This is a genomic window from Pseudomonas sp. FH1, assembly GCF_000510895.2.
Classification (GTDB): Bacteria; Pseudomonadota; Gammaproteobacteria; order Pseudomonadales; family Pseudomonadaceae; genus Aquipseudomonas; species Aquipseudomonas azotoformans_A.
Map to the genome: position 1 here is coordinate 323,190 of NZ_AOHM01000058.1, position 22,793 is coordinate 345,982.

Annotated in this window: 19 protein-coding genes; 13 read left to right on the forward strand and 6 right to left on the reverse strand. The window is 61.3% G+C overall.

Annotated features, from left to right (window positions below; translation table 11 throughout):
• Positions 1–81 precede the first annotated feature (81 nt).
• From pap to H096_RS19365, 3 genes are all read left to right on the forward strand, one after another.
• A complete protein-coding gene (pap, locus tag H096_RS19355; RefSeq protein ID WP_033900906.1) occupies positions 82–1,599 on the forward strand; it encodes a polyphosphate:AMP phosphotransferase in 1,518 nt (505 codons plus the stop codon).
• 91 nt (positions 1,600–1,690) lie between these two features.
• A complete protein-coding gene (locus H096_RS19360) occupies positions 1,691–2,875 on the forward strand; it encodes a thiolase family protein (RefSeq protein ID WP_033900908.1) in 1,185 nt (394 codons plus the stop codon).
• A gap of 70 nt (positions 2,876–2,945) precedes the next feature.
• Positions 2,946–3,902, forward strand: coding sequence for a DMT family transporter (locus H096_RS19365; protein ID WP_033900910.1), 957 nt, complete (start codon positions 2,946–2,948; stop codon positions 3,900–3,902).
• On the opposite strand, the gene H096_RS19370 is transcribed toward H096_RS19365, so the two are convergent.
• Complete coding sequence (locus H096_RS19370; protein WP_033900918.1) at positions 3,899–5,281, reverse strand: class II fumarate hydratase; 1,383 nt, start codon at positions 5,279–5,281, stop codon at positions 3,899–3,901. The two genes, H096_RS19365 and H096_RS19370, sit on opposite strands and share 4 nt — an antisense overlap.
• A gap of 193 nt (positions 5,282–5,474) precedes the next feature.
• Here H096_RS19370 and H096_RS19375 point away from each other — a divergent pair, with 193 nt between their 5' ends.
• The 7 genes from H096_RS19375 (at position 5,475) to H096_RS19405 (ending at position 13,171) form a co-directional block, all read left to right on the forward strand.
• Positions 5,475–5,993, forward strand: a complete 519-nt coding sequence (locus H096_RS19375) for a DUF2059 domain-containing protein (RefSeq protein WP_010567461.1) — start codon at positions 5,475–5,477, stop codon at positions 5,991–5,993.
• Between the two features lie 6 nt (positions 5,994–5,999).
• Complete coding sequence (locus H096_RS19380; RefSeq protein WP_033900929.1) at positions 6,000–6,296, forward strand: BolA family protein; 297 nt, start codon at positions 6,000–6,002, stop codon at positions 6,294–6,296.
• Positions 6,297–6,414: 118 nt separating this feature from the next.
• Entirely contained in the window at positions 6,415–7,356 is a 942-nt protein-coding gene (locus tag H096_RS19385) for a rhodanese-related sulfurtransferase (RefSeq protein ID WP_033900937.1), read from the forward strand.
• 36 nt (positions 7,357–7,392) lie between these two features.
• A complete protein-coding gene (locus tag H096_RS19390) occupies positions 7,393–7,995 on the forward strand; it encodes a DsbA family protein (protein WP_191983017.1) in 603 nt (200 codons plus the stop codon).
• Entirely contained in the window at positions 7,988–9,790 is a 1,803-nt protein-coding gene (locus tag H096_RS19395) for an ABC transporter ATP-binding protein (protein WP_033900940.1), read from the forward strand. The genes H096_RS19390 and H096_RS19395 overlap by 8 nt, the downstream gene beginning before the upstream one ends.
• 71 nt (positions 9,791–9,861) lie before the next feature.
• Complete coding sequence (locus H096_RS19400; protein ID WP_033900941.1) at positions 9,862–12,324, forward strand: EAL domain-containing protein; 2,463 nt, start codon at positions 9,862–9,864, stop codon at positions 12,322–12,324.
• Positions 12,325–12,370: 46 nt separating this feature from the next.
• Positions 12,371–13,171 carry an iron-containing redox enzyme family protein gene (locus H096_RS19405; RefSeq protein WP_033900943.1) on the forward strand — a complete coding sequence of 267 codons (801 nt, stop codon included), beginning with the start codon at positions 12,371–12,373 and terminating at the stop codon, positions 13,169–13,171.
• A 21-nt stretch (positions 13,172–13,192) separates the two neighbouring features.
• On the opposite strand, the gene H096_RS19410 is transcribed toward H096_RS19405, so the two are convergent.
• The 4 genes from H096_RS19410 to H096_RS19425 form a co-directional block, all read right to left on the reverse strand.
• The gene (locus tag H096_RS19410; protein ID WP_016976404.1) at positions 13,193–14,119 is read right to left on the reverse strand and encodes a GGDEF domain-containing protein; all 927 of its coding nucleotides are present in this window, start codon (positions 14,117–14,119) and stop codon (positions 13,193–13,195) included.
• Positions 14,120–14,426: 307 nt separating this feature from the next.
• The gene (locus tag H096_RS19415) at positions 14,427–15,701 is read right to left on the reverse strand and encodes an MFS transporter (protein ID WP_033900945.1); all 1,275 of its coding nucleotides are present in this window, start codon (positions 15,699–15,701) and stop codon (positions 14,427–14,429) included.
• 54 nt (positions 15,702–15,755) lie between these two features.
• Positions 15,756–16,910, reverse strand: a complete 1,155-nt coding sequence (locus H096_RS19420) for an acyl-CoA dehydrogenase family protein (protein WP_033900947.1) — start codon at positions 16,908–16,910, stop codon at positions 15,756–15,758.
• Positions 16,911–16,979: 69 nt separating this feature from the next.
• On the reverse strand, positions 16,980–17,837 hold the full coding sequence (locus tag H096_RS19425) for an IclR family transcriptional regulator (RefSeq protein ID WP_033900948.1): 858 nt from the start codon (positions 17,835–17,837) through the stop codon (positions 16,980–16,982).
• 249 nt (positions 17,838–18,086) lie between these two features.
• Here H096_RS19425 and H096_RS19430 point away from each other — a divergent pair, with 249 nt between their 5' ends.
• From H096_RS19430 to H096_RS19440, 3 genes are read left to right on the forward strand one after another with little or no spacing between them, the layout of a single operon-like run.
• Entirely contained in the window at positions 18,087–18,872 is a 786-nt protein-coding gene (locus tag H096_RS19430; RefSeq protein ID WP_033900950.1) for an enoyl-CoA hydratase, read from the forward strand.
• 2 nt (positions 18,873–18,874) lie between these two features.
• Positions 18,875–20,404: a 3-hydroxyacyl-CoA dehydrogenase gene (locus H096_RS19435; RefSeq protein ID WP_033900952.1), complete on the forward strand. Its 1,530-nt coding sequence runs from the start codon at positions 18,875–18,877 to the stop codon at positions 20,402–20,404.
• A gap of 26 nt (positions 20,405–20,430) precedes the next feature.
• A complete protein-coding gene (locus tag H096_RS19440; protein ID WP_033900954.1) occupies positions 20,431–21,663 on the forward strand; it encodes a CaiB/BaiF CoA-transferase family protein in 1,233 nt (410 codons plus the stop codon).
• Here the strand turns inward: H096_RS19440 and lldD are convergent.
• Positions 21,660–22,790: an FMN-dependent L-lactate dehydrogenase LldD gene (lldD, locus tag H096_RS19445; protein ID WP_033900956.1), complete on the reverse strand. Its 1,131-nt coding sequence runs from the start codon at positions 22,788–22,790 to the stop codon at positions 21,660–21,662. The two genes, H096_RS19440 and lldD, sit on opposite strands and share 4 nt — an antisense overlap.
• Positions 22,791–22,793: the final 3 nt, after the last annotated feature.

Sequence of the window (22,793 nt, forward strand, 5' to 3'; positions counted from 1 at the left end):
ACGGCAAGCGCCGATGGAATTTCCTCCCGCGTGTTGCTGCCCAATCCGCTAGTCTTGAGCCATCTTGAAACGGAGCTGCCCATGTTCGAATCCGCCGAAATCGGTCACGCCATCGACAAAGACACCTACGACGCCGAAGTGCCGGCCCTGCGTGAGGCCCTGCTAGAGGTGCAGTACGAACTGCAACAGCAGAAGCGCTTCCCGGTGATCATCCTGATCAACGGCATCGAAGGCGCCGGCAAGGGCGAGACCGTCAAGCTGCTGAATGAATGGATGGACCCGCGCCTGATCGAAGTGCGCACTTTCGACCAGCAGACCGACGAAGAACTGGCGCGGCCACCGGCCTGGCGCTACTGGCGGCAACTGCCGGCCAAGGGCCGCATGGGGATTTTCTTCGGTAATTGGTACAGCCAGATGCTGCAGGCCCGCGTGCACGGGCAGATCAAGGACGCAAGACTCGACCAGGCCATTGCCGGTGCCGAGCGCCTGGAAAAGATGCTCTGCGATGAAGGCGCGTTGATCTTCAAATTCTGGTTCCACCTCTCCAAGAAGCAGATGAAGGCAAGGCTCAAGGCCCTGGCTGACGACCCGCTGCACAGCTGGCGCATCAGCCCGTTGGACTGGCAGCAGTCCGAGACCTACGACAAGTTCGTGCATTTCGGCGAGCGCGTGTTGCGCCGCACCAGCCGCGACTATGCGCCGTGGCATGTGATCGAAGGGGTGGACAGCAACTATCGCAGCCTTACCGTGGGCAAGCTGCTGCTCGAAGGCCTGCAAAATGCGCTGAAGCTGCCCAAGGGCAAGGCCAGCGGCATGAACCCGGCGCCGTTGATCGCCTCCGTGGACAAGAAGAGCCTGCTGGACAGCCTCGACCTGACGCAACGTTTGGACAAGGACGATTACGAAGAACAACTGATCACCGAGCAGGCGCGTTTCTCCGGGCTGATGCGCGACAAACGCATGCGCAAGCACGCGCTGATCACGGTGTTCGAGGGTAACGACGCGGCGGGCAAGGGCGGGGCTATCCGTCGGGTGGCGGCGGCGCTGGATCCGCGGCAGTACCACATCGTGCCGATTGCCGCGCCGAGTGAAGATGAACGCGCTCAACCGTATCTATGGCGTTTCTGGCAAAAGATCCCGGCGCGGGGCATGTTCACCGTGTTCGACCGCTCCTGGTACGGCCGCGTGCTGGTGGAGCGCATCGAGGGCTTCTGCACCCCGGCGGACTGGATGCGCGCCTATGGCGAGATCAACGACTTTGAAGAGCAACTGCGTGATGCGGGTGTGATCGTCGTCAAGTTCTGGTTGGCCATCGATAAGCAGACCCAACTGGAGCGTTTCCAGGCCCGCGAAGAAATCCCATTCAAACGCTTCAAGATCACTGAAGACGACTGGCGCAACCGCGACAAGTGGGACGACTACCGCGCCGCCGTGGGCGATATGGTCGACCGCACCAGCACCGAAATCGCACCCTGGACCTTGGTGGAAGCCAACGACAAGCGTTGGGCCCGGGTCAAGGTGCTGCGCACCATCAACCGGGCGCTGGAGGACGCGTTCGACAAATCCGACAAGCACGACAAGAAAGGCAAGAAGAAGTAGGGCTATCCACAGGGTGAATGATCGTCGCGGTTGACGAAAGCTGGATCTATCCTCGATCCATCTCCCAACAATCACAAGATCGAGGTAGCCCATGCGTGAAGTAGTGATCGTCGACAGCGTGCGAACCGGCCTGGCCAAATCCTTTCGCGGCAAGTTCAACCAGACCCGCCCGGATGACATGGCGGCCCATTGCGTCAACGCGCTGCTGACCCGCAATGGCATCGACCCGGCGACGGTGGAGGACTGCATCGTCGGCGCCGGCTCCAACGAGGGCGCACAGGGCTACAACATCGGGCGCAACGTGGCAGTGTTGTCGCAACTGGGCACCGGCACGGCCGGGATGACCCTCAACCGTTTCTGCTCGTCGGGCTTGCAGGCGATTGCCATCGCGGCCAACCAGATCGCGTCGGGCTGCAGCGACATCATCGTTGCCGGTGGCGTCGAGTCCATCAGCCTGACGATGAAAAGCGTCAACACCGACAACCTGATCAACCCGCTGCTGAAAGAGCAGGTGCCGGGTATCTACTTCCCCATGGGCCAGACTGCCGAGATCGTCGCGCGTCGCTACAGCGTCAGCCGCGAAGAGCAGGACCTCTACGCCCTGCAAAGCCAGCAACGTACGGCCCAGGCCCAGGCCGACGGCTTGTTCAACGATGAAATCGTGCCGATGGCGGTCAAGTACAAGGTTGAAGTCAAGAACACCGGTGAAGTGCAGGTGCTCGAAGGCGTGGTTGACCGTGACGACTGCAACCGCCCGGACACCACCCTGGCCAGCCTGCAAGGCCTGAAGCCAGTGTTTGCCGAGGACGGTTCGGTGACGGCGGGTAACTCGTCGCAGCTGTCCGACGGCGCCTCGATGACCCTGGTGATGAGCCTGGAAAAAGCCCTGGAATTGGGGCTCAAGCCTAAGGCATTTTTCCGTGGGTTCACGGTAGCCGGGTGCGAGCCGGACGAGATGGGCATCGGCCCGGTGTTCTCGGTGCCCAAGTTGCTCAAGGCCAAGGGCTTGCAAGTGGCGGACATCGACCTGTGGGAACTCAACGAAGCCTTCGCGTCCCAGTGTCTGTATGCGCGTAATCGCCTGGAAATCGATAACGCCAAGTACAACGTCAACGGCGGCTCGATCTCCATCGGCCACCCATTCGGCATGACCGGCTCGCGGCAGGTGGGGCATCTGGTACGTGAGTTGCAGCGGCGCAATCTGCGTTACGGCATCGTCACCATGTGCGTGGGCGGTGGCATGGGCGCCACCGGGTTGTTCGAAGCGGTGCGCTGATCTTCGCTACACAAAGTGCGTCGGGTGCCCCTAGAATGCGGCTCCACTTCCTCTGGCTTCTGGGGCACTCATGCACATCTCTTCCGGCCGCTGGGTCTACGGTTTTCTCCTGACCCTGCTGACCGCGCTGCTCTGGGGCATTCTGCCGATCAAACTCAAGCAAGTGCTGCAGGTGATGGACCCGATCACCGTCACCTGGTTTCGCCTGATCGTGGCCGGCAGTTGTCTGTTTATCTACCTGGCGCTGACCAAACGCTTGCCCAGCCGCAAGGTATTGGGCCCCAAGGGCGGTTGGCTGGTGGGCATGGCGGTGTGCGGCCTGGTGGGCAACTACGTGTTGTACCTGGTGGGCCTGAAGATGCTCAGCCCCGGCACCGCGCAGCTGGTAGTGCAGATGGGGCCGATCTTCTTGATGATCGCCAGTGTGTTTGTGTTCAAGGAGCGGTTCAGTCGCGGGCAGGTGCTCGGGTTGTTCGTGTTGATCGCAGGCTTTGGCCTGTTCTTCAACCAGCGCCTGGAGGAGTTACTGACGTCCCTTGGCGCCTATACCGCCGGCGTGCTGACGATCTTGTTGGCCACTTCGATCTGGGTGTTCTACGCCCTGGGCCAGAAGCAACTGCTGACGGTGTGGAATTCGCTGCAAGTGATGATGGTGATCTACCTCACCTGCGCCTTATTGCTCACGCCTTGGGCGCATCCCCTTGAGGCCTTGGACCTGAGCCCGCTGCAAGGCTGGCTGTTGCTGGCGTGCTGCATGAATACCCTGGTGGCCTATGGCGCCTTTGCCGAAGCGTTGGCCCACTGGGAAGCATCGCGGGTCAGTGCGACCCTGGCGCTGACACCCCTGGTGACTTTCGTGGCGGTGGCCCTCGCGGCGTGGCTGTGGCCTGACTATGTGCAGGCCGAAGAGATCAACGCCCTGGGCTATGCCGGGGCGTTTGTGGTGGTGTTGGGCTCGGCGACCGTGGCGCTTGCGCCGTCGTTGCTCGCCGGGCTCAAGGCCCGACGGTTGCGCATGGCCTCCTAGGCACCGAGCATGTCCTGCGGGCGAACCCACTGGTCGAACTCCGCATCGGTGAGGTAGCCCAGGTCCAGTGCTGCCTCGCGTAGGGTCAAGCCTTCGGCGTAGGCCTTCTTGGCGATTTCCGCCGACTTGTCGTAGCCGATGTGCGGGTTGAGCGCGGTCACCAGCATCAGCCCGCGCTCCAGGTGCTCGGCCATCTGCACAGGGTCAGGCTCAAGCCCGGCCACGCAATGTTCCTGGAAGTTGTTGCAGCCATCGGCCAGCAGGCGGATGGATTCCAGCAGGTTGTGGATGATCACCGGCTTGTACACATTCAACTGCAAGTGCCCTTGGCTGGCGGCGATGCCGATGGTCACGTCGTTGCCCAACACTTGGCAGGCCAGCATTGACAGTGCTTCGCACTGCGTCGGGTTGACCTTGCCCGGCATGATCGAACTGCCGGGCTCGTTGGCCGGCAGCCTCACTTCGGCCAACCCGGTGCGTGGGCCGGAGCCGAGCAGGCGCAGGTCGTTGGCGATTTTCATCAGGGCCACGGCCAGGGTTTTCAGCGCGCCGTGCAGGGTCACCAACGGTTCGTGGCCGGAAAGGGCGGCGAATTTGTTTGGCGCGGTGACGAACGGCAACCCCGACAACGCAGCCAGCTCGGAGGCAATCGCCTCGCCAAAACCGTGGGGCGCATTCAGCCCGGTGCCGACCGCAGTGCCACCCTGGGCCAGCTCGCACACGGCGGGCAGGGCGGCGCGCACGGCGCGTTCAGCGTAATCAAGTTGGGCGATGAACGCCGAGAGTTCCTGGCCGAAGGTAATCGGCGTGGCATCCATCATGTGGGTGCGGCCGGTCTTCACCAGCTTCATATGTTTGGCAGCTTGTTCAGCCAGGCCGCCGGAAAGCGTGGCAATCGCCGGCAGCAAACGCTGATGCACAGCCTGGACCGCCGCGATGCTCATGGCGGTGGGGAAGCAGTCATTGGAACTCTGGGAACGGTTGACGTGATCGTTGGGGTGCACCGGGTTCTTGCCGCCACGTTTGTTGCCCGCCAGTTCGTTGGCGCGGCCGGCGATCACTTCGTTGGCGTTCATGTTGCTCTGGGTGCCGCTGCCGGTCTGCCACACCACCAGGGGGAATTGGTCGTCATGTTGCCCGTCGAGCACTTCGTCGGCGGCTTGTTCGATCAGGCGGGCGATGTCGGCGGGCAAGTCGCCATTCCGGTCGTTGACCCGTGCTGCGGCCTTCTTGACCAGGGCCAGGGCGTGCAACACCGCCAGCGGCATGCGCTGTTCGCCAATGGCAAAGTTCACCAGCGAACGTTGGGTCTGGGCGCCCCAGTAAGCGTCATCCGGGACATGGACTTCTCCCAGGCTGTCGGTTTCGATACGGCTCATCGGGCACACTCCTTCAGGTCTGTTTGCGCAGTTTAGGCCTTGATCGACCGGTGGGGTTCCCTAAAAGACTTTTCATCGGGTTCATCCCTCGAGAATCCTTGTCCTACATGGCTTGGGGTTGAGCCATAAGGTTTTTTAGGCGCAGAATGGGCGCCCTTGGGGTTCGACCTCGCCTGCTAGAAAAGGAAACTCGATGACTCGTCTTCGTGCCATCTGTACCGCGGTTGCTCTGGTTTGCGCCAGCGGCCAAGTCTTTGCCGATACCGCCAGCCACAACGCCAGTGCCGAAGCCTTCCTTACCCTGGCCCATGCCGACAAGCTGGGTACCCCGGTGTACATGCAAGTGCAGCAAATGTTCGCCCAGCGTTTCGAGCAGACCAAGGCGCCTGCCGCCAAGCAGTCCGTACTGGACAGCTACCAGGCCAAGGCCAACGCCGCCCTGGACCAGGCTATCGGCTGGCCGAAGCTGAAACCGGACATGGTCAAGCTCTACACCAGCAACTTCAGCGAATCCGAACTCAAGGACCTGGTTGCCTTCTACCAGTCGCCATTGGGCAAGAAAGTCCTGGAAAAAATGCCGCAGCTGACCCAGCAATCGGCCCAGATGACCCAAGCCAAGCTGGAAAGCGCCGTGCCAGTGGTCAACAAGCTGCTCGAAGACATGACCAACGAGCTGACGCCTAAAGCCGCCGCTCCGGCCAAGAAGAAGTAAGCAGGAATGACCATGCAACAGCGTATCGAAACGGCGCTTGCCGCCCTGGGCACCGACCACTTGAGCGTGCTGGACGAAAGCCATATGCACAGCCGTGGGTTGCAGACCCACTTCAAGGCCGTGCTGGTCAGTCCGCAGTTCGAGGGGCTCAACCGCGTCAAGCGCCACCAGATGGTCTACGCCACCCTGGGTGACCTGATGAGCGAATTTCATGCGCTGGCGCTGCATACCTACACGCCTGAGGAATGGGCGAAAATCGACGCAGCCCCGGCCTCGCCGACCTGCGCTGGCGGACATGACTGATGATCGGGTGTCTCTGACACCGGGCATTTGTTAGAATCCGCAACGCGCCGCTTAGCCGGCGCGTTTTTTTTGCATCCGGTTCACCCTTTACGAGGGTAGCCACCTGGAGAGAACACCCATGACTCAACCGATTGTCGTGGCGGCACTGTATAAGTTCGTCACCCTCGAAGACTACGTCGCCCTGCGCGAGCCACTGCTGCAGGCGATGGTCGACAACGGCATCAAAGGCACTTTGCTGATCGCCGAAGAAGGCATCAACGGCACCGTTTCCGGCAGCCGCGAAGGCATTGACGGCCTGATGGCCTGGTTGAAGAACGACCCGCGCATGGTCGACATCGACCACAAAGAATCCTACTGCGACGACCAGCCGTTCTACCGCACCAAGGTCAAGCTCAAGAAAGAGATCGTGACCCTGGGCGTCGAAGGCGTCGACCCGAACAAGAAAGTCGGCACCTATGTCGACCCGCAGGACTGGAACGCGCTGATCAGCGACCCGGAAGTGCTGTTGATCGACACCCGTAACGATTACGAAGTGTCCATCGGCACCTTTGAAGGCGCGATCGACCCTAAAACCACCAGTTTTCGCGAATTTCCCGACTATATCAAAGCCAACTTCGACCCGGCCAAGCACAAGAAGGTCGCGATGTTCTGCACCGGCGGTATTCGCTGCGAGAAGGCGTCGAGCTACATGCTCAGCGAAGGCTTCGATGAGGTCTACCACCTCAAGGGCGGCATCCTGAAGTACCTCGAAGAGGTGCCGCAGGCCGAAACCAAATGGCAGGGCGACTGCTTTGTTTTCGATAATCGCGTGACCGTGCGCCACGACCTGAGCGAAGGCGACTACGATCAATGTCATGCTTGCCGCACACCGGTCAGTGTCGAAGACCGTGCCTCCGAGCACTATGTGGCTGGCATCAGTTGCCCGCATTGCTGGGATAAGCTGCCGGAGAAGACCCGTCGCAGCGCGATCGACCGCCAGAAGCAGATCGAGCTGGCCAAGGCCCGTAACATGCCGCACCCGATTGGTTTCAACTACAAGCAAACTCCTTCCGAGGCCTGACCCATGTCCGCGCGCCTGCTCTATGTAATGGACCCGATGTGTTCCTGGTGCTGGGGGTTTGCCCCGGTGGCCGAGGCGTTGGTGGAGCAGGCCCAGGCGGCCGGCGTGGAAGTGCACCTGGTGGTGGGCGGCTTGCGCACCGGCAGCGGCGCGGCGCTGGAGCCGACCACTCGGCGCTATATCCTGGAACATTGGCAGGCAGTCACCGACGCCACCGGCCAGCCGTTCAAGCGCGAAGGCGCGTTGCCCGACGGTTTTGTGTATGACACGGAGCCGGCGTGCCGGGCCATTGTCACCGCCCGCAGCCTGGCGCCGGACTGCGCCTGGAAGCTGCTGGGGCTGATCCAGCGTGCGTTCTATGTGGAAGGCCGCGACGTGACCCTCGCCAGCGTGCTGGTGGAACTGGCGGAACAAGCGGGTATCCCGCGTATCGAGTTTGCTGGCGAGTTTGACCGCGCTGAGCAGCATGCGGCTACGGCGGCCGATTTCACCTGGGTGCAGGACTTGGGCATCGCTGGTTTCCCGACGCTGCTGGCCGAGCGCAATGGTCAATTGGCCTTGCTGACCAACGGTTACCAGCCGCTGTCCGAGCTATCGCCTCTACTGGGCCGATGGCTGGAGCGAGCCACCTGTGCATGAACCCGCCCAGCGCACCGATCGCCTGACCTGGGCGGAAATTCGCCGCCTGGCCCTGCGTCACAAGAAATCCCTGTGGATCGCCAATGGCGTCGCCGTGCTGGCGACCCTGTGCAGCGTGCCGATCCCGTTGCTGTTGCCGCTGCTGGTGGACGAAGTCCTGCTGGGCCATGGCGACGCTGCGCTCAAGGTCATGAATCATGCATTGCCGCTGGGCTGGCAGAAGGCGGCTGGCTATATCGGCCTGATGCTGCTGGTGACCCTGTTCCTGCGCTGTGGTGCGTTGGTGTTCAACGTAGTGCAGGCGCGCTTGTTTGCGCGATTGGCCAAGGACATTGTGTACCGCATCCGTGTGCGCCTGATCGAGCGACTCAAGCGCATTTCCCTGGGCGAGTACGAAAGCCTGGGCAGCGGCACGGTCACGACTCATCTGGTCACCGACCTCGACACGCTGGACAAATTCGTCGGCGAAACCCTCAGCCGCTTCCTGGTGGCCATGCTCACACTGGTGGGCACCTCGGCGATCCTGGTGTGGATGCATTGGCAACTGGCGCTGCTGATCCTGTTGTTCAACCCGCTGGTGATCTACGCCACGGTGCAGTTGGGCAAGCGCGTCAAACACCTGAAGAAGCTGGAAAACGACAGCACCTCACGGTTTACCCAGGCCCTGACTGAAACCCTGGACGCGATCCAGGAAGTCCGCGCCGGCAACCGCCAGGGCTTCTTTCTCGGACGCCTGGGCCAACGCGCCCAGGAAGTGCGCGACTACGCTATCCATTCCCAGTGGAAAACCGACGCCTCCAGCCGCGCCAGTGGTTTGCTGTTTCAGTTCGGTATCGACATTTTCCGCGCAGCCGCCATGCTCACCGTGCTGTTCTCCGACCTGTCCATCGGCCAGATGCTCGCGGTGTTCAGCTACCTGTGGTTCATGATCGGTCCGGTGGAGCAGTTGTTGAACCTGCAATACGCCTATTACGCGGCGGGTGGGGCGCTGACGCGGATCAACGAACTGCTGGCGCGTGCCGATGAGCCGCAGTACGCCGGGGGCGAAGATCCCTTCGTGGGGCGTGAGACCGTCGGCATCGAAGTGCGCGGCCTCAATTTCGGTTATGGCGAAGATTTGGTGCTGGATCAGTTGAACCTGGCTATCGCGCCGGGTGAAAAGGTCGCGATCGTCGGCGCCAGCGGCGGCGGCAAAAGTACCCTGGTGCAATTGTTGCTCGGGCTCTACACGCCCCAGGCCGGGACTATTCGCTTTGGCGGTGCCACCCAGCAGGAAATCGGCCTGGAGACCATTCGCGAAAACGTTGCCGTGGTGCTGCAGCACCCGGCACTGTTCAATGACACCGTGCGCGCCAACCTGACCATGGGGCGCGAACGCAGTGACCAGGCCTGCTGGCAAGCACTGGAAATCGCTCAGCTGGATGCTACCGTCAAGGCATTGCCGATGGGCCTGGACAGTGTGGTGGGGCGTTCCGGCGTGCGGTTTTCCGGCGGGCAGCGCCAACGTCTGGCGATTGCGCGCATGGTGTTGGCCGAGCCGAAAGTGGTGATCCTCGACGAGGCAACTTCCGCCCTGGACGCTGCCACCGAGTACAACCTGCACCAGGCACTGGCGCGGTTCCTCAATGGCCGTACTACACTGATCATCGCCCACCGTCTGTCGGCGGTTAAGCAGGCTGACCGAGTATTGGTGTTCGACGGCGGTCACATTGCCGAGGACGGTGACCATCAGCAATTGATCGCTGACGGTGGTTTGTACGCCAAACTTTATGGGCACTTGCAACAAGTTCGTTGATTTAGCCTAGGCTGAGCTATCGGAAGCGGTGTTTCGCGTGCGTATCCAGCGGTGCATGTGCAAGGGGCTTCATGAAGCAAAAGCGGACTCTCGGAACGCCACGGCTGTTGGGCATTGTCTGGCCTTTTATCGCCGTCGTACTGTTCCAGGCATTGTTAGGCTGCGTCAGTCTCTACGTGCTCTCGGCAGTGCGCGGCTATGTGGCAGGTGAAAGTCTGTGGTCCAAGGGCCAGAAAGATGCCATCTATTACCTGACGCTCTACGCCGACAACCGTGACGAAACCACCTACCTCAAATACCAGCAGGCGATTGCCGTGCCCCAGGGCGGGCATGAATTGCGGGTTGCGCTGGACCAACCCACACCAGACCTCAGCGCTGCCCGCCTGGGCATCCTCAAAGGTGGCAACCACCCGGACGATGTCTCCAGCCTGATCTGGCTGTACCTCAATTTCCGTCATTTCAGCTACCTGGAAAAAGCCATCGAACTATGGACAGTCGGCGATGGCTACCTGGTGCAACTGGATGACCTCGCCCGTGAGATGCACGGCGCGATCACCCGCGACCAGGTGAGCGCCAACGACGTGCGCCAGTGGAAAGCCCATATCACCGCCATCAACGAAGGCGTGACACCGGCGGCCAAGGCGTTCAGTGATGCCTTGGGCGAAGGCTCGCGGATGATCCTGCGGTTGCTGCTCACCACCAACCTGGCCACGGCTCTGGGCCTGATCGTACTGGCGCTGCTGCGTACCCATAAGCTGCTGACCCAGCGTCACGCGTTTGCCGACGCCTTGCAGCAAGAGAAGGAGCGAGCGCAGATCACGTTGGAGTCGATTGGCGATGGGGTGATCACCACCGATGTCGACGGCGCCATCACTTACATGAACCCTGCGGCCGAGGCGCTGACCCATTGGAATTCGGCCCAGGCCCATGGGCTGCCCCTGGCGGGGCTGTTCAACCTGCTGGATGACAATGCCCAGCCCGACGGCTTTACGCTTATTGAACACATCGTCAAGGGCCAGCTCAGTGGCGGCAGCGAGCATTCCAAAACCATCCAGCGCCTGGATGGCAGCACGGTTTCGGTGACGCTGGTGGGTGCGCCGATCCGCAGCGCCGGCAAGGTCACGGGGGCGGTGCTGGTATTGCATGACATGACCCAGGAGCGTCAATACATCGCCAACCTGTCCTGGCAGGCGACCCACGACGCCCTGACCGGCCTGGCCAACCGCCGCGAATTCGAATTCCGTCTGGAACAGGTGCTGCATCCCACAGCGCAGCATTTGGGCGAGCGGCATGCGTTGATGTTTCTTGACCTGGACCAATTCAAACTGGTCAATGATACCTGTGGCCACGCGGCCGGTGACGAATTGCTGCGGCATATCTGTGCGCTGCTGCAGTCGGACCTGCGCGAGGGCGATACCCTGGCGCGGCTGGGCGGTGATGAGTTCGGCATCCTGCTGGAGAACTGCCCGGCAGCGGTGGCGGAAAAGATCGCCGAGAGCCTGCGCCATACCGTGCAAAGCCTGCACTTTGTATGGAAGGGGCGGCCGTTCATGACCACCGTCAGCATTGGCCTGGTGCATCTGGGGCAAACCCCGACGACGCTGGAAACCTCACTGCGCGCCGCCGACATGGCCTGCTACATGGCCAAGGAAAAAGGCCGCAACCGCGTGCAGGTTTACCACGCCGATGACTCGGAACTGTCCCTGCGGTTTGGCGAAATGGCTTGGGTGCAGCGTCTGCACATGGCGTTGGAGGAGAACCGCTTCTGCCTGTACGCACAGGAGATTTCGCCCCTGGGGCATACCGACGCGGGCAATGGGCATATCGAGATCCTGTTGCGCCTGCATGACGAGGCGGGTCGCATCATCCTGCCCGACAGCTTTATCCCGGCGGCCGAGCGTTATGGCTTGATGACGTCCCTGGACCGTTGGGTGGTCGAGAATGTGTTCAAGATCATCAACCGATGCATGCAGGAGCGGCCGGGGCGCCCCATGGCCATGTGTGCGATCAATTTGTCAGGCATCACTATTGGTGACGATGACTTCCTCGGGTTTTTACGTGAGAAGTTTCATACATACGGTATTCCGCCGGGCATGATCTGTTTTGAAATAACTGAAACCAGTGCTATCGCAAACTTAGGCAGTGCGATCCGCTTTATTAATGAACTCAAAGCCTTAGGCTGTCATTTCTCGTTGGATGACTTTTGTGCCGGAATGTCCTCATTCGCCTATCTTAAACATTTACCTGTAGACTTCCTGAAGATCGATGGAAGTTTCGTAAAGGATATGCTGGACGACCCGATTAACCGCGCGATGGTCGAAGTGATCAACCACATCGGCCATGTCATGGGTAAGCGCACAATTGCTGAATTTGTCGAGACACCGCAAATCGAACAGGCATTACTCGAAATTGGTGTGGATTACGCTCAGGGCTACCTGATTGAACGACCGCAATTGTTTACCTTTGATAGCTTGCAATGTCGACCTGTGCGGCCGCAGCCTCTGTTATTCAAGGCGCCCGGCACATTCCGCTGAAACATTTGCTGGTCTGTACAATCACACTTAAAAAGGAGCCTTAACAGTGATCGACACATTCATCAGAACCGGCCCGCTTATGGAAGCCTCCAGTTACCCCGCCTGGGCTCAGAAACTGATCCTGGACTGTAGCGAGAGCAAGCGCCGCGTTGTCGAACATGAACTGTACCAGCGTATGCGCGACAACACCCTCAGCGCCAAGACCATGCGCCACTACCTGATTGGTGGATGGCCCGTGGTGGAACAGTTTGCCTTGTACATGGCACAGAACCTCACCAAGACCAAATTTGCCCGCCATCCTGGGGAGGACATGGCGCGCCGCTGGCTGATGCGCAATATTCGTGTGGAACTCAACCACGCCGACTATTGGGTGCATTGGGCCCGTGCCCACGGCGTGAGCCTCGAGGAATTGCAGTCCCAGAACGTACCGCCGGAATTGCATGCACTGAGCCATTGGTGCTGGCACACCAGCTCTGCCGACTCGCTGATCATGGCCATCGCCGCGACCAACTATGCGATCGAAGGGGCTACCGGGGAATGGTCTGCCGTGGTGTGTTCTACCGGTGTCTATGCGGCGGCCTTCCCAGAGGAAGAGCGCAAGCGTGCGATGAAGTGGCTGAAGATGCACGCGCAGTACGATGATGCCCACCCGTGGGAAGCGCTGGAAATCATCTGCACCCTGGCCGGCATGAACCCGACCAAGGAACTGCAGACCGAGCTGCGCCAGGCCGTGTGCAAGAGCTACGACTACATGTACCTGTTCCTGGAAAGCTGCATGCGCCTGGAGAAAGAAAAAGCCCCAGCCGTGGCGCGCGAGCGCCAGGCGCGGGTCGCCAGCGAAGCGTGATGTAACGGGAGTGGCGGGGCTTTACCCCGCCATTGCCAGGCGGTTGCGACCCTCTCGCTTGGCCACGTACAAGGCGCTGTCGGCCCGGCGTAGCAGGCTTTCGGCGGACTCGGCGGCCAGCAAGGTCGAGCAACCCAGGCTCACCGTCAATTCGATCCGCGTGTCATCCGCCCAATAGTCCTGGGCCTGTGCCGCTTGGCGCAGTCGTTCACCGACCATCGCCGCCGCATCGCGACCCGTGTTGGACAGCAGGATCAGAAACTCTTCCCCGCCAAACCGGAACACCATATCCACGTTACGCAACTGGCTCTTGATCGCCCCGGCGACGGCGCGCAGCACCTTATCGCCAGCGGCGTGGCCGTAAGTGTCGTTGATGGTCTTGAAGTGATCGATGTCCAGCATCAGCAAAGACAGCGGGTTGAGGTGCCGGCGCGCCATGTCGATTTCCCGTTGCAGGGTCTGGTCCATGGCAATGCGGTTGCCGGTCTCGGTCAGCGGGTCGCGCAAGGCGCTGCGGGTGGCGGCGCGGTAGAGCAGGGCGTTGCGCATCGGGTAGAGCAGGGTGGCCAGCAAGGATTCGAGTTGGCCGAGTTCTTCTTCTGCCAAGCGCTGGTTGCGACGAAAGATCAGCTCGCCCAGGTGCTCGCCTTCATGGCTCAGGCTATAGCTCACTGAGTGGTGGCCGCGATGGCCGAATTCCAGGCGCAAGTCGCTGGCTTGATGACGGTATTGCAAGGCATCCAGGGGCACCAGGCGTTGGATCTCACGGAAGAACACACCGAGGATGCGCTCCGGCTCCAGGCTGGTCTGCAATTGCAGGCCCAACTGCTGGCGAAGTTGAGCAAGGGTAGTAGGGCGGCGTGGGAGGAGGGATGGCTGACCAAACCCCAGGCGTTGCAATTTGGCACTGTCAAAGTCAATTGCGTTGGTCTGGGTAGGTGTTTTCATAAGCGATCGGCCTCTAAGCACTTGGCTGTCTTACAGGCTCGATGAGAGTGGCGAGTGCCAAGCGTCTTACTGTTCCGTCAGTTCCGTAAAACATGAGTAACAGTTTAGACCGCTTTGCAATGGGTTATAACCCCTGGGCGCTGCCGCACGTCTTGTCATCGCTTAACCTGCTTGAATGAGGTTAGAGCGAGATTCATGCCAAATGGCTTAAAATTAATAAAAAGCCTTATAAATCAAGCGACTGTTTTTATCGCTAAAAACAGTCGCTGAACGATGACGCCAGTTATTTGGCAACTCAGCGGTGGCCTTACTGTTTCTGCGGATCGAACTGCTTATCGCGAATAAACAACGCAGGTATGACACCGCAGATAAAGTACGCACCGCCCATCACCAAAAAGCCCATGCCGATGGAGCCATGGGACGCCAGGAAACCGATCGCCGCCGGCGCTACCGCTGCGCCGATACGACCGATGTTGTACGCACCGCCCACCGCCGAACCGCGAAACTTCGCTTCGAAGCTTTCGGTCATGTAGGTGGCATTCACGCCGTAGGGAATTCCGTACAGGAAGCCGAACACCACCAGCATCCACAGGATATTCTCGGGGCTCTGGAACAGCACGATCACCGGCAGGAAGATCGCGGTGCCCAGGGCGCCGAACGCGAACACCGCGCGACGTCCAAGGCGGTCCGCCGCCAGGCCCGCGAGGATCTTGCCGAAGATCATCGCCGCGTAGGTGCCGACCATGTAGCTGGTCATCGACTTGAAATTCATCCCCAATTCGCTTTCCAGGTACGACGGCATCCAGTTGTTCACGCCGTAGTAGCCGAATTGCAGGAAGCCTGCGGTCAGGGCCCAGAGCAGGAACATGCGGCTGGCCTTGGGATCGCTGAAGATCAGCTTGAACATGCCGTCGGGCTTTTTCTTCAGGGCGTGCTGGCTGCCGTTGGCTTTGTCTTTCGCCCGCTCGGCGCGTGCGGTCAACCAGGCCTGAGGCTCAGGCACCAAGCGCTGCATCAGCACGGCGAGGATCACCGGGATGATGGCCACGTAGAACAACCAGCGCCAGCCGTGCTCCGGAAGAATCCATCCCGCCAGCAAGGTGGCGACGATGTAGCCCACCGACCAACCGGCTTGCAGGGTGCCGAGCACAGTAGTGCGGTAGCGGGTCGGCACGTATTCGGCCATCAAGGTGTTGCACGCCACATACAGCGCGCCCAGACCGAGGGAGGCGAAAAACCGGGTGGCTGCAAACTGCCAATAGCTGTGGGTCATGCCCAGGATGGCCGTGCCCACGGAGAACAGCACGATGCTCCACACCACGGTTTTCACCCGGCCGAAACGGTCACAGGCCCAGCCGCCGTAGATACCACCGATGGCCATGCCGGCCAAGGTGAAGCTGCCCAGGCTGCCGGCTTCGACGCTGGTCAGGCCGAACTCGGCCTTGAGGCTGCTGAGGCTGTAGGACAGCAACATCAGGTCCGCGCCATCGATCAACAGGCCGAGGAAGCAGAAGATGAAAACGACGATCCACAGTTTGCTTTTTGCAGGCGACAACGCGCCCGCCGATGCGGCGACTTCCATAGCGATACCTTGCTTGTAGTTGTTAGGGCATTGGGTATGGTGGTGCGGTGAGTCCTAGCGTTGCGCCGCGCGAATCATGTTGCGGGCAATCACCAGTTGCTGGATCTGCGTGGTGCCTTCATACAGGCGGAACAGGCGCACATCCCGGTAGAAACGTTCGATGGCGTACTCGCTGATATAGCCAGCGCCGCCGTGGATCTGCACGCAACGGTCAGCGACGCGGCCGCACATTTCGGTGGCGAACATCTTCGAACACGACGCCTCGGTGCCGATATCCTGGCCTTCGTCGCGCTTGCGGGCGGCGTCGAGCACCATGCAACGCGCGGCGTAGATCTCGGCCTTGCTGTCGGCGAGCATGGCCTGGATCAACTGGAACTCGGCAATCGGCTGGCCAAATTGCTTGCGTTCGATTGCGTAGTTCAGCGCGTCGTTCAACATGCGCTCGGCAGCACCCACGCTGACGGCGGCGATGTGCAGGCGGCCTTTGTCGAGGACCTTCATGGCAGTCTTGAAACCCACGCCCTCCACACCGCCGATCAATTGGCTGGCGGGCACACGCATGTTGTCGAAGATCACGTCGCTGGTGTGGGCGCCTTGTTGGCCCATCTTGTGGTCGCGCTTGCCCAGGGACAGGCCGGGCGTGTCACGTTCAATGATGAACGCGCTGATTCCGGCCGAGCCACGGATCGCCGGGTCAGTGCGTGCCATTACGGTGAAAATCCCGGCGTGGGGCGCGTTGGTGATAAAGCGCTTGGTGCCGTTGATCACGTAGTGGTCGCCATCGCGCACGGCGGTGGTTTTCAGCGAGGCGGCGTCGGAGCCCGAATCCGGCTCGGTGAGGCAGAACGAGCTGAGCAGCTCGCCGCTGGCCAACAGCGGCAGGTAGTGTTCTTTCTGGGCGTCGGTGCCATCCAGCAGGATACCGATGGAGCCGATGCCATTGTTGGTGCCGAAGTAGGAACGGAAGGCCGGGGAGGTGCGCCCCAGTTCAAAGGCGATGGTCACCTCTTCTTCCATGGTCAGGCCCAGGCCGCCGTAGGCTTCGGGAATGGTCAGGCCGAACAGGCCCATGTCCTGGAACTGGCTGACGATGTCCGCCGGGATTTCATCGGTCTCGGCGACTTCGTTTTCCCGTGGGATCAGCGCTTCGTCGACGAACTGCGCAATGGCGTCCACCAGGATATGAAGCGTTTGTGCGTCTCGGATCATGTGCATTCCTCAGCGGCCCGTTCGGCGGGCCTGTTATCGTCAATCTGCCGAGGCCATGCACCGGTCCAGCTAGCGGGTGGCGGCCTCGATATTGTTCACCATGTGCTTGAGGCGTGGGCCGATGTCGTCTTCGAGTTTCTCCCGGGAGAGGTGGAAACTCGGTCCGCCACAGTTGAACGCCAGCAAGCCGTGTTGTGCGTGTCGCAGGGGCACGGCGATGGCGTTGACATCGCGGTGCCACTCACCGATCGACATGCAATAGCCGAAATCGGTGTAGTCCCGGAAGGCGCGTTCCAGCCCCTTGCGGATGTTCGGCCAGTCCTCCAGATGACGCTGGCGGATATGGTCGAGAATGAACTCCCGCTCGTTTTCCGGCATCGCTGCCAGGCAGGCGCGGCCTGCTGAACTCAAGTGCAACGGCAACCGTGTGCCGACCTGGCGGCGCATGGTCATGTTCGCTTCGCCCTGGACCACGTCCAGGTACACCGCGTCGAGGCGGTCCCGAGTGGCCATCGCGACGGCCGCCTGGGCGTACTTGGCCATGGTCTCCATCAACGGATGCGCCACGGCGCGGATCGACAGGTTCGACAACATCGCGTAACCGAAGGCCATCACGCCCACATCCAACTGGTACCGGCCCGACTGCGGCAGGTGCTTGAGGTAACCCAGGCGGGTCAGGGTGTGGGTCATGCGGGTGATCGTCGGTTTCGGCAACCCGGTCTTGCGCGCCAGTTCCTGGTTGCCCAATACGCTCTCGCTCGGCGTAAAACAGCGCAGCAGTTCCAGGCCTCGGGCCAGCGCGGTGACGAACTGGCGGTCCTTGTCTTCCTCCTCATCGTTGTTCATCGGGTCGATCAACACGTGCTCGAAAGCGGAAACTTCGGTGCTGTCCGGCTCGGGGTTTCGACGGCGCATGGTAATCCTCATTTTTTTATAAAATCAACAAAACAAAATACTATTCCGCACAGCGAAACTAATCAACCTTTTGATTTGTGATTTTCTCCAAGGATAAATCCCTTTGAAACAGCGAGTTAGTCGATGTTTTGAGCGTTGCTCGGGTTTTTTCGTTTACACCTGCGGGGTCGGTACTTATGCTAATCGACAAATACGGAATGTTATTTCGCACAGCGAAACTCATGCAGTCCAACTAACAAGAACCGTGCAGCAGGAGTGAATGTGACCAGCGCTAACCCACCCGTGGTGACCCTCGACGTCCATGACAATGGCGTGGCCGTGGTGCGTATCCACCGCCCTGAAGTGAAAAACGCCCTCAACGCCCAGGTGCGCGAAGCCCTCGCCGAGCACTTCCGCGCGTTGTCCCGACGCCAGGATGTACGCGCCATCGTGCTGACCGGTGGCGAGCAATTCTTCGTGGCCGGCGCGGACATCAAGGAGTTCGCCAGTGCGGGCGCGATCGATATGTACCGCCGCCATACGGAATACCTGTGGGAAGCCATCAGCCGTTGCCCCAAGCCGGTGATTGCCGCCGTCAACGGTTTTGCCCTGGGCGGTGGCTGCGAGCTGGCGATGCATTGCGACCTGATCGTGGCGGGCGAGTCGGCACGATTTGCCCAGCCGGAAGTGAAGCTCGGCTTGATGCCTGGCGCGGGCGGCACTCAACGTCTGATCCGCGCGGTGGGTAAATTCCAGGCGATGCGCATTGCGCTCACTGGGTGCATGGTCAGCGCGAAAGAAGCACTGGCCATCGGCATGCTCAGCGAAATGGTCAGCGACGACCAGACACTGCCCCGCGCCCTGGAGCTGGCCGCGCAGATTGCCGCATTGCCGCCGCTGGCGGTGGAGCAGATCAAGGAGGTGATGCTGGCCGGCGCCGACCTGCCGCTGGAAAGCGCCTTGGTGCTGGAACGCAAGGCATTCCAATTGCTGTTCGATTCCAAGGACCAGAAGGAGGGCGCCGCGGCGTTCTTCGAGAAACGCACGCCGCATTATCGGGGGGAATAAGCATGACCGACACCTTGAATACGATGGGGCTGGTGGGCACTGGCGTCATGGGCGCCGGCATCGCACAAATCGCAGCCCAGGCCGGTGTGGTGGTGCGTCTGTTCGATGCCCGTGAAGGCGCTGCGCAATCGGCTCGGGATAATCTCAGCGGCACCTTTGCCAAATTGGTGAGCAAGGGCAAGATCAGCCAGGCCGCGATGGAGGCGGCGCTGGCCAACCTGCGGGTTGCCGAGGCGATTGATGACCTGGGCGATTGCGACCTGGTCGTCGAAGCCATCGTGGAAAACCTCGACGCCAAACGCGGCCTGCTGCAACAGCTGGAAGGCATCGTCAGCCCGACCTGTATCCTCGCCACCAACACCTCCTCGCTGTCTGTCACGGCCATCGCCACCGGTTGCCGACACCCTGAACGCGTGGCCGGGCTGCACTTCTTCAACCCGGTGCCGCTGATGCGCGTGGTGGAGGTGATCGATGGTTTGGCCACCGCGCCAAAGGTGGGCGACGCGCTGCTGGCCCTGGTTGCACGCATCGGCCATCGCGGTGTGCGCGCCAAGGACACGCCGGGTTTCATCGTCAACCACGCCGGCCGTGCCTATGGCACCGAAGCCTTGAAGATGCTGGATGAGGGCATTGCCGAGCGCGGTGATATCGACCGCATCCTGCGCGACGGCGCCGGGTTCCGGATGGGGCCGTTGGAGTTGCTGGACCTCACCGGCCTGGATGTGTCGCACCCGGTGATGGAGTCGATCTACAACCAGTTCTATCAGGAACCGCGCTACAAACCCTCGTCCCTGACCCGGCAGATGCTGGTGGGCGGCCGCCTTGGCCGCAAGACCGGCCACGGGTTCTATCAGTATGAAAACGGCCAGCTCATCAACGGCCCGCAACCCCAGCCAGTGCCCACGGTGCAACAACAACCGCCGGTATGGATCGCCACGGAAAACAGTGAAGACTACGAACGCTTGAGCGCCCTGGTGATCAACCTGGGCGCCCACCTGGAACACGCTGCGCAACCTTCGCCCGAGGCGTTGTGCCTGCTGGCCCCGTATGGCCGCGACGCCACCAGCGCCTGCGTGCGCTTCGATACCGACCCTGCGCGCACCCTGTGCATCGACCTGCTGACGGACCTGTCGCGCCATCGCACGCTGATGCAAAACCCGCTGACATCGCCCGCCATGCGCGATGCGGCTCACGCCTTGCTGGCGTCGGACGGCGTGGGCGTCACAGTGATTGGCGACAGCGTTGGCTTCGTCGCCCAGCGCACCCTGGCGATGGTGGTCAACCTGGCCTGTGACATTGCCCAGCAGCGCATCGCCAGCGTCGAAGATATCGACCAGGCCGTGCAACTCGGCCTCGGTTACCCCAAGGGTCCGCTGGCTTGGGGCGATGCGCTTGGGCCTCGGCGCATTCTCACGATTTTGCAGCGCATGAGCGAACTCACCCATGACCCGCGTTACCGTCCCAGCCCCTGGCTGCGGCGGCGGGCGATGCTGGGGGTTTCCCTGCGCCATGAAGAGCCGACAGCCGGCTGATTTCCCAACCTCACAGGATAAGAACAATGGGTGCATTGACAGGTTTGCGGGTGCTGGATTTAAGTCGTGTGTTGGCCGGCCCCTGGTGTGGGCAAGTGTTGGCCGACCTTGGCGCGGAAGTGGTCAAGATCGAACGCCCGAAAAGCGGTGACGACACCCGTGCCTGGGGGCCGCCCTGGATGAAGACCGACACCGGCGAATCGTCCGGTGAGGCTTCTTATTATCAGTCGACCAATCGCGGCAAGTTATCCGTGGCCATCGACATGGCCACGCCCGAAGGTCAGGAGTTGGTACGCGCATTGGCGGCCAGCTCGGATGTACTGATCGAGAACTATAAGGCCGGCTCCCTGGCCCGTTATGGCTTGGATTACGCGACCCTGGCCGAGATCAATCCGCGCTTGGTGTATTGCTCCATCACCGGTTTCGGCCAGACCGGGCCGCGTGCCGAAGAGCCGGGTTACGACTTCATCATCCAGGGCATCGGCGGCTTAATGAGCATCACCGGCGAGCGTGATGATTTGCCGGGCGGCGGCCCGCAAAAAGTTGGCGTGGCGTTTTCCGACCTGATGACCGGCCTGTATTCCACCGTGGCAATCCAGGCCGCATTGCTCAGCCGTGAGCGCACCGGCGTTGGCCAATACATCGATATGGCGTTGTTGGACGTGCAGGTCGCCACGTTGGCCAACCAGAGCATGAACTACCTGGCATCAGGCAAGGTGCCGCAGCGTTACGGCAATGCCCACGCCAACATCGTGCCTTACCAGGTGTTCCGCGCCGCTGACCGTGACTTCATCATCGCCTGCGGCAATGACAGCCAGTTCATCGCCCTGTGCCAGAGCATCGGCCTGCCGCACTTGCCGCAGGACCCGCGCTTTTGTCGCAATGCCGACCGCGTGGCCCATCGCGAAGAGATCGTTGCGTTGCTCTCGGCCCACTTCCTGGGGCGCAGCGCCGATGAGTGGGTGGCGTGCATCCATGCGTCGAAGGTGCCGGTGGGGGCGATCAACTCGATTGCGCAATCTTTGGAAGAACCCCAGGTGATCGCACGTAACCTGATGGTGAAGATTCCACACCCGCAGAACCCGGATTTCGCCATGGTCGGCAGCCCGATAAAAATGTCCGGCACGCCCGTGGAATACGTGCGGCCGGCGCCGAGGCTGGGGCAGCACACCGACGATATCCTCGGTGAGCGGTTGGGCTTGTCGGCGGAGCAACTGGCCCAACTCAAGGCCCGTGGGATCGTCGAGCAGCAGGGTTAGACCAGGGTAGAGCGGTCGATCTGCGCGATGGAGGTGACGCCGGTCAGCGTCATGGCCACGCGCATTTCCTTGGCGAAGATGTCCAGCAGGTTTTCCACGCCGTGTTGGCCGTCGGCGGCCAGCGCGTAGGCCGTGGCGCGACCCAGCAGGCAGGCCTTGGCGCCCAGGGCCAGCATGCGCACCACGTCCAGCCCGGAGCGGATGCCGGAGTCCACCAGCACCGTGAGGTCGTCACCCACCGCATCGGCAATCGGGGGCAGGGCTTTGGCAGTGGACAGCACGCCGTCCAACTGGCGACCGCCATGGTTGGAGACCACGATGCCATCGGCGCCGAAACTCACCGCGTCCTTGGCGTCCTGCGGGTCGAGAATACCTTTGATGATCATCGGGCCTTTCCAGAATTCGCGGATCCACTCCAGATCTTTCCAACTGATGGAGGCGTCGAAATTGTTCGCCAGCCAGCCGATGTAGTCTTCCAGGTGTGTGGGTTTGCCCAGGTACTTGGAGATATTGCCCAGGTCATGGGGACGGCCCATCAGTCCTACATCGAAGGCCCATTGCGGCTTGGTGACGGCTTGCAGCATGCGCCGCTGTGCTGCGAACGGGCCGGACATGCCCGAGTGCGCATCGCGATAACGCGCGCCGGGCGTGGGCATATCCACGGTAAACACCAGTGTGGTCACGCCGGCAGCCTGGGCGCGCTCCAGCGCATTGCGCATGAAACCACGGTCCTTGAGCACATACAGCTGGAACCAGATCGCCTGCGCGCTCTGCGATGCCACCTCTTCAATCGGGCACACCGACACCGTCGACAGGCAGAACGGAATGCCTTTGTTCGCCGCTGCCTTGGCCGCCTGCACTTCGCCACGTCGTGCGTACATGCCGGTCAGGCCCACCGGGCTGAGGATCACCGGCATGTCCAGCGCCTGGCCGAACAGCGTGGTCTTCAGGCTCAGATTGTCAACATTGCGCAGGATGCGTTGGCGCAGGCTGATCTCGGCCAGGTCCGAACTGTTCGCGCGCAGCGTGTGTTCGGCGTAGGCGCCGCCGTCGATGTAGTCGAACAGGAAGCGCGGCAGCTTGCGCTTGGCGGCTGCACGGTAGTCGGAGGCGGACGAGATGATCATTAT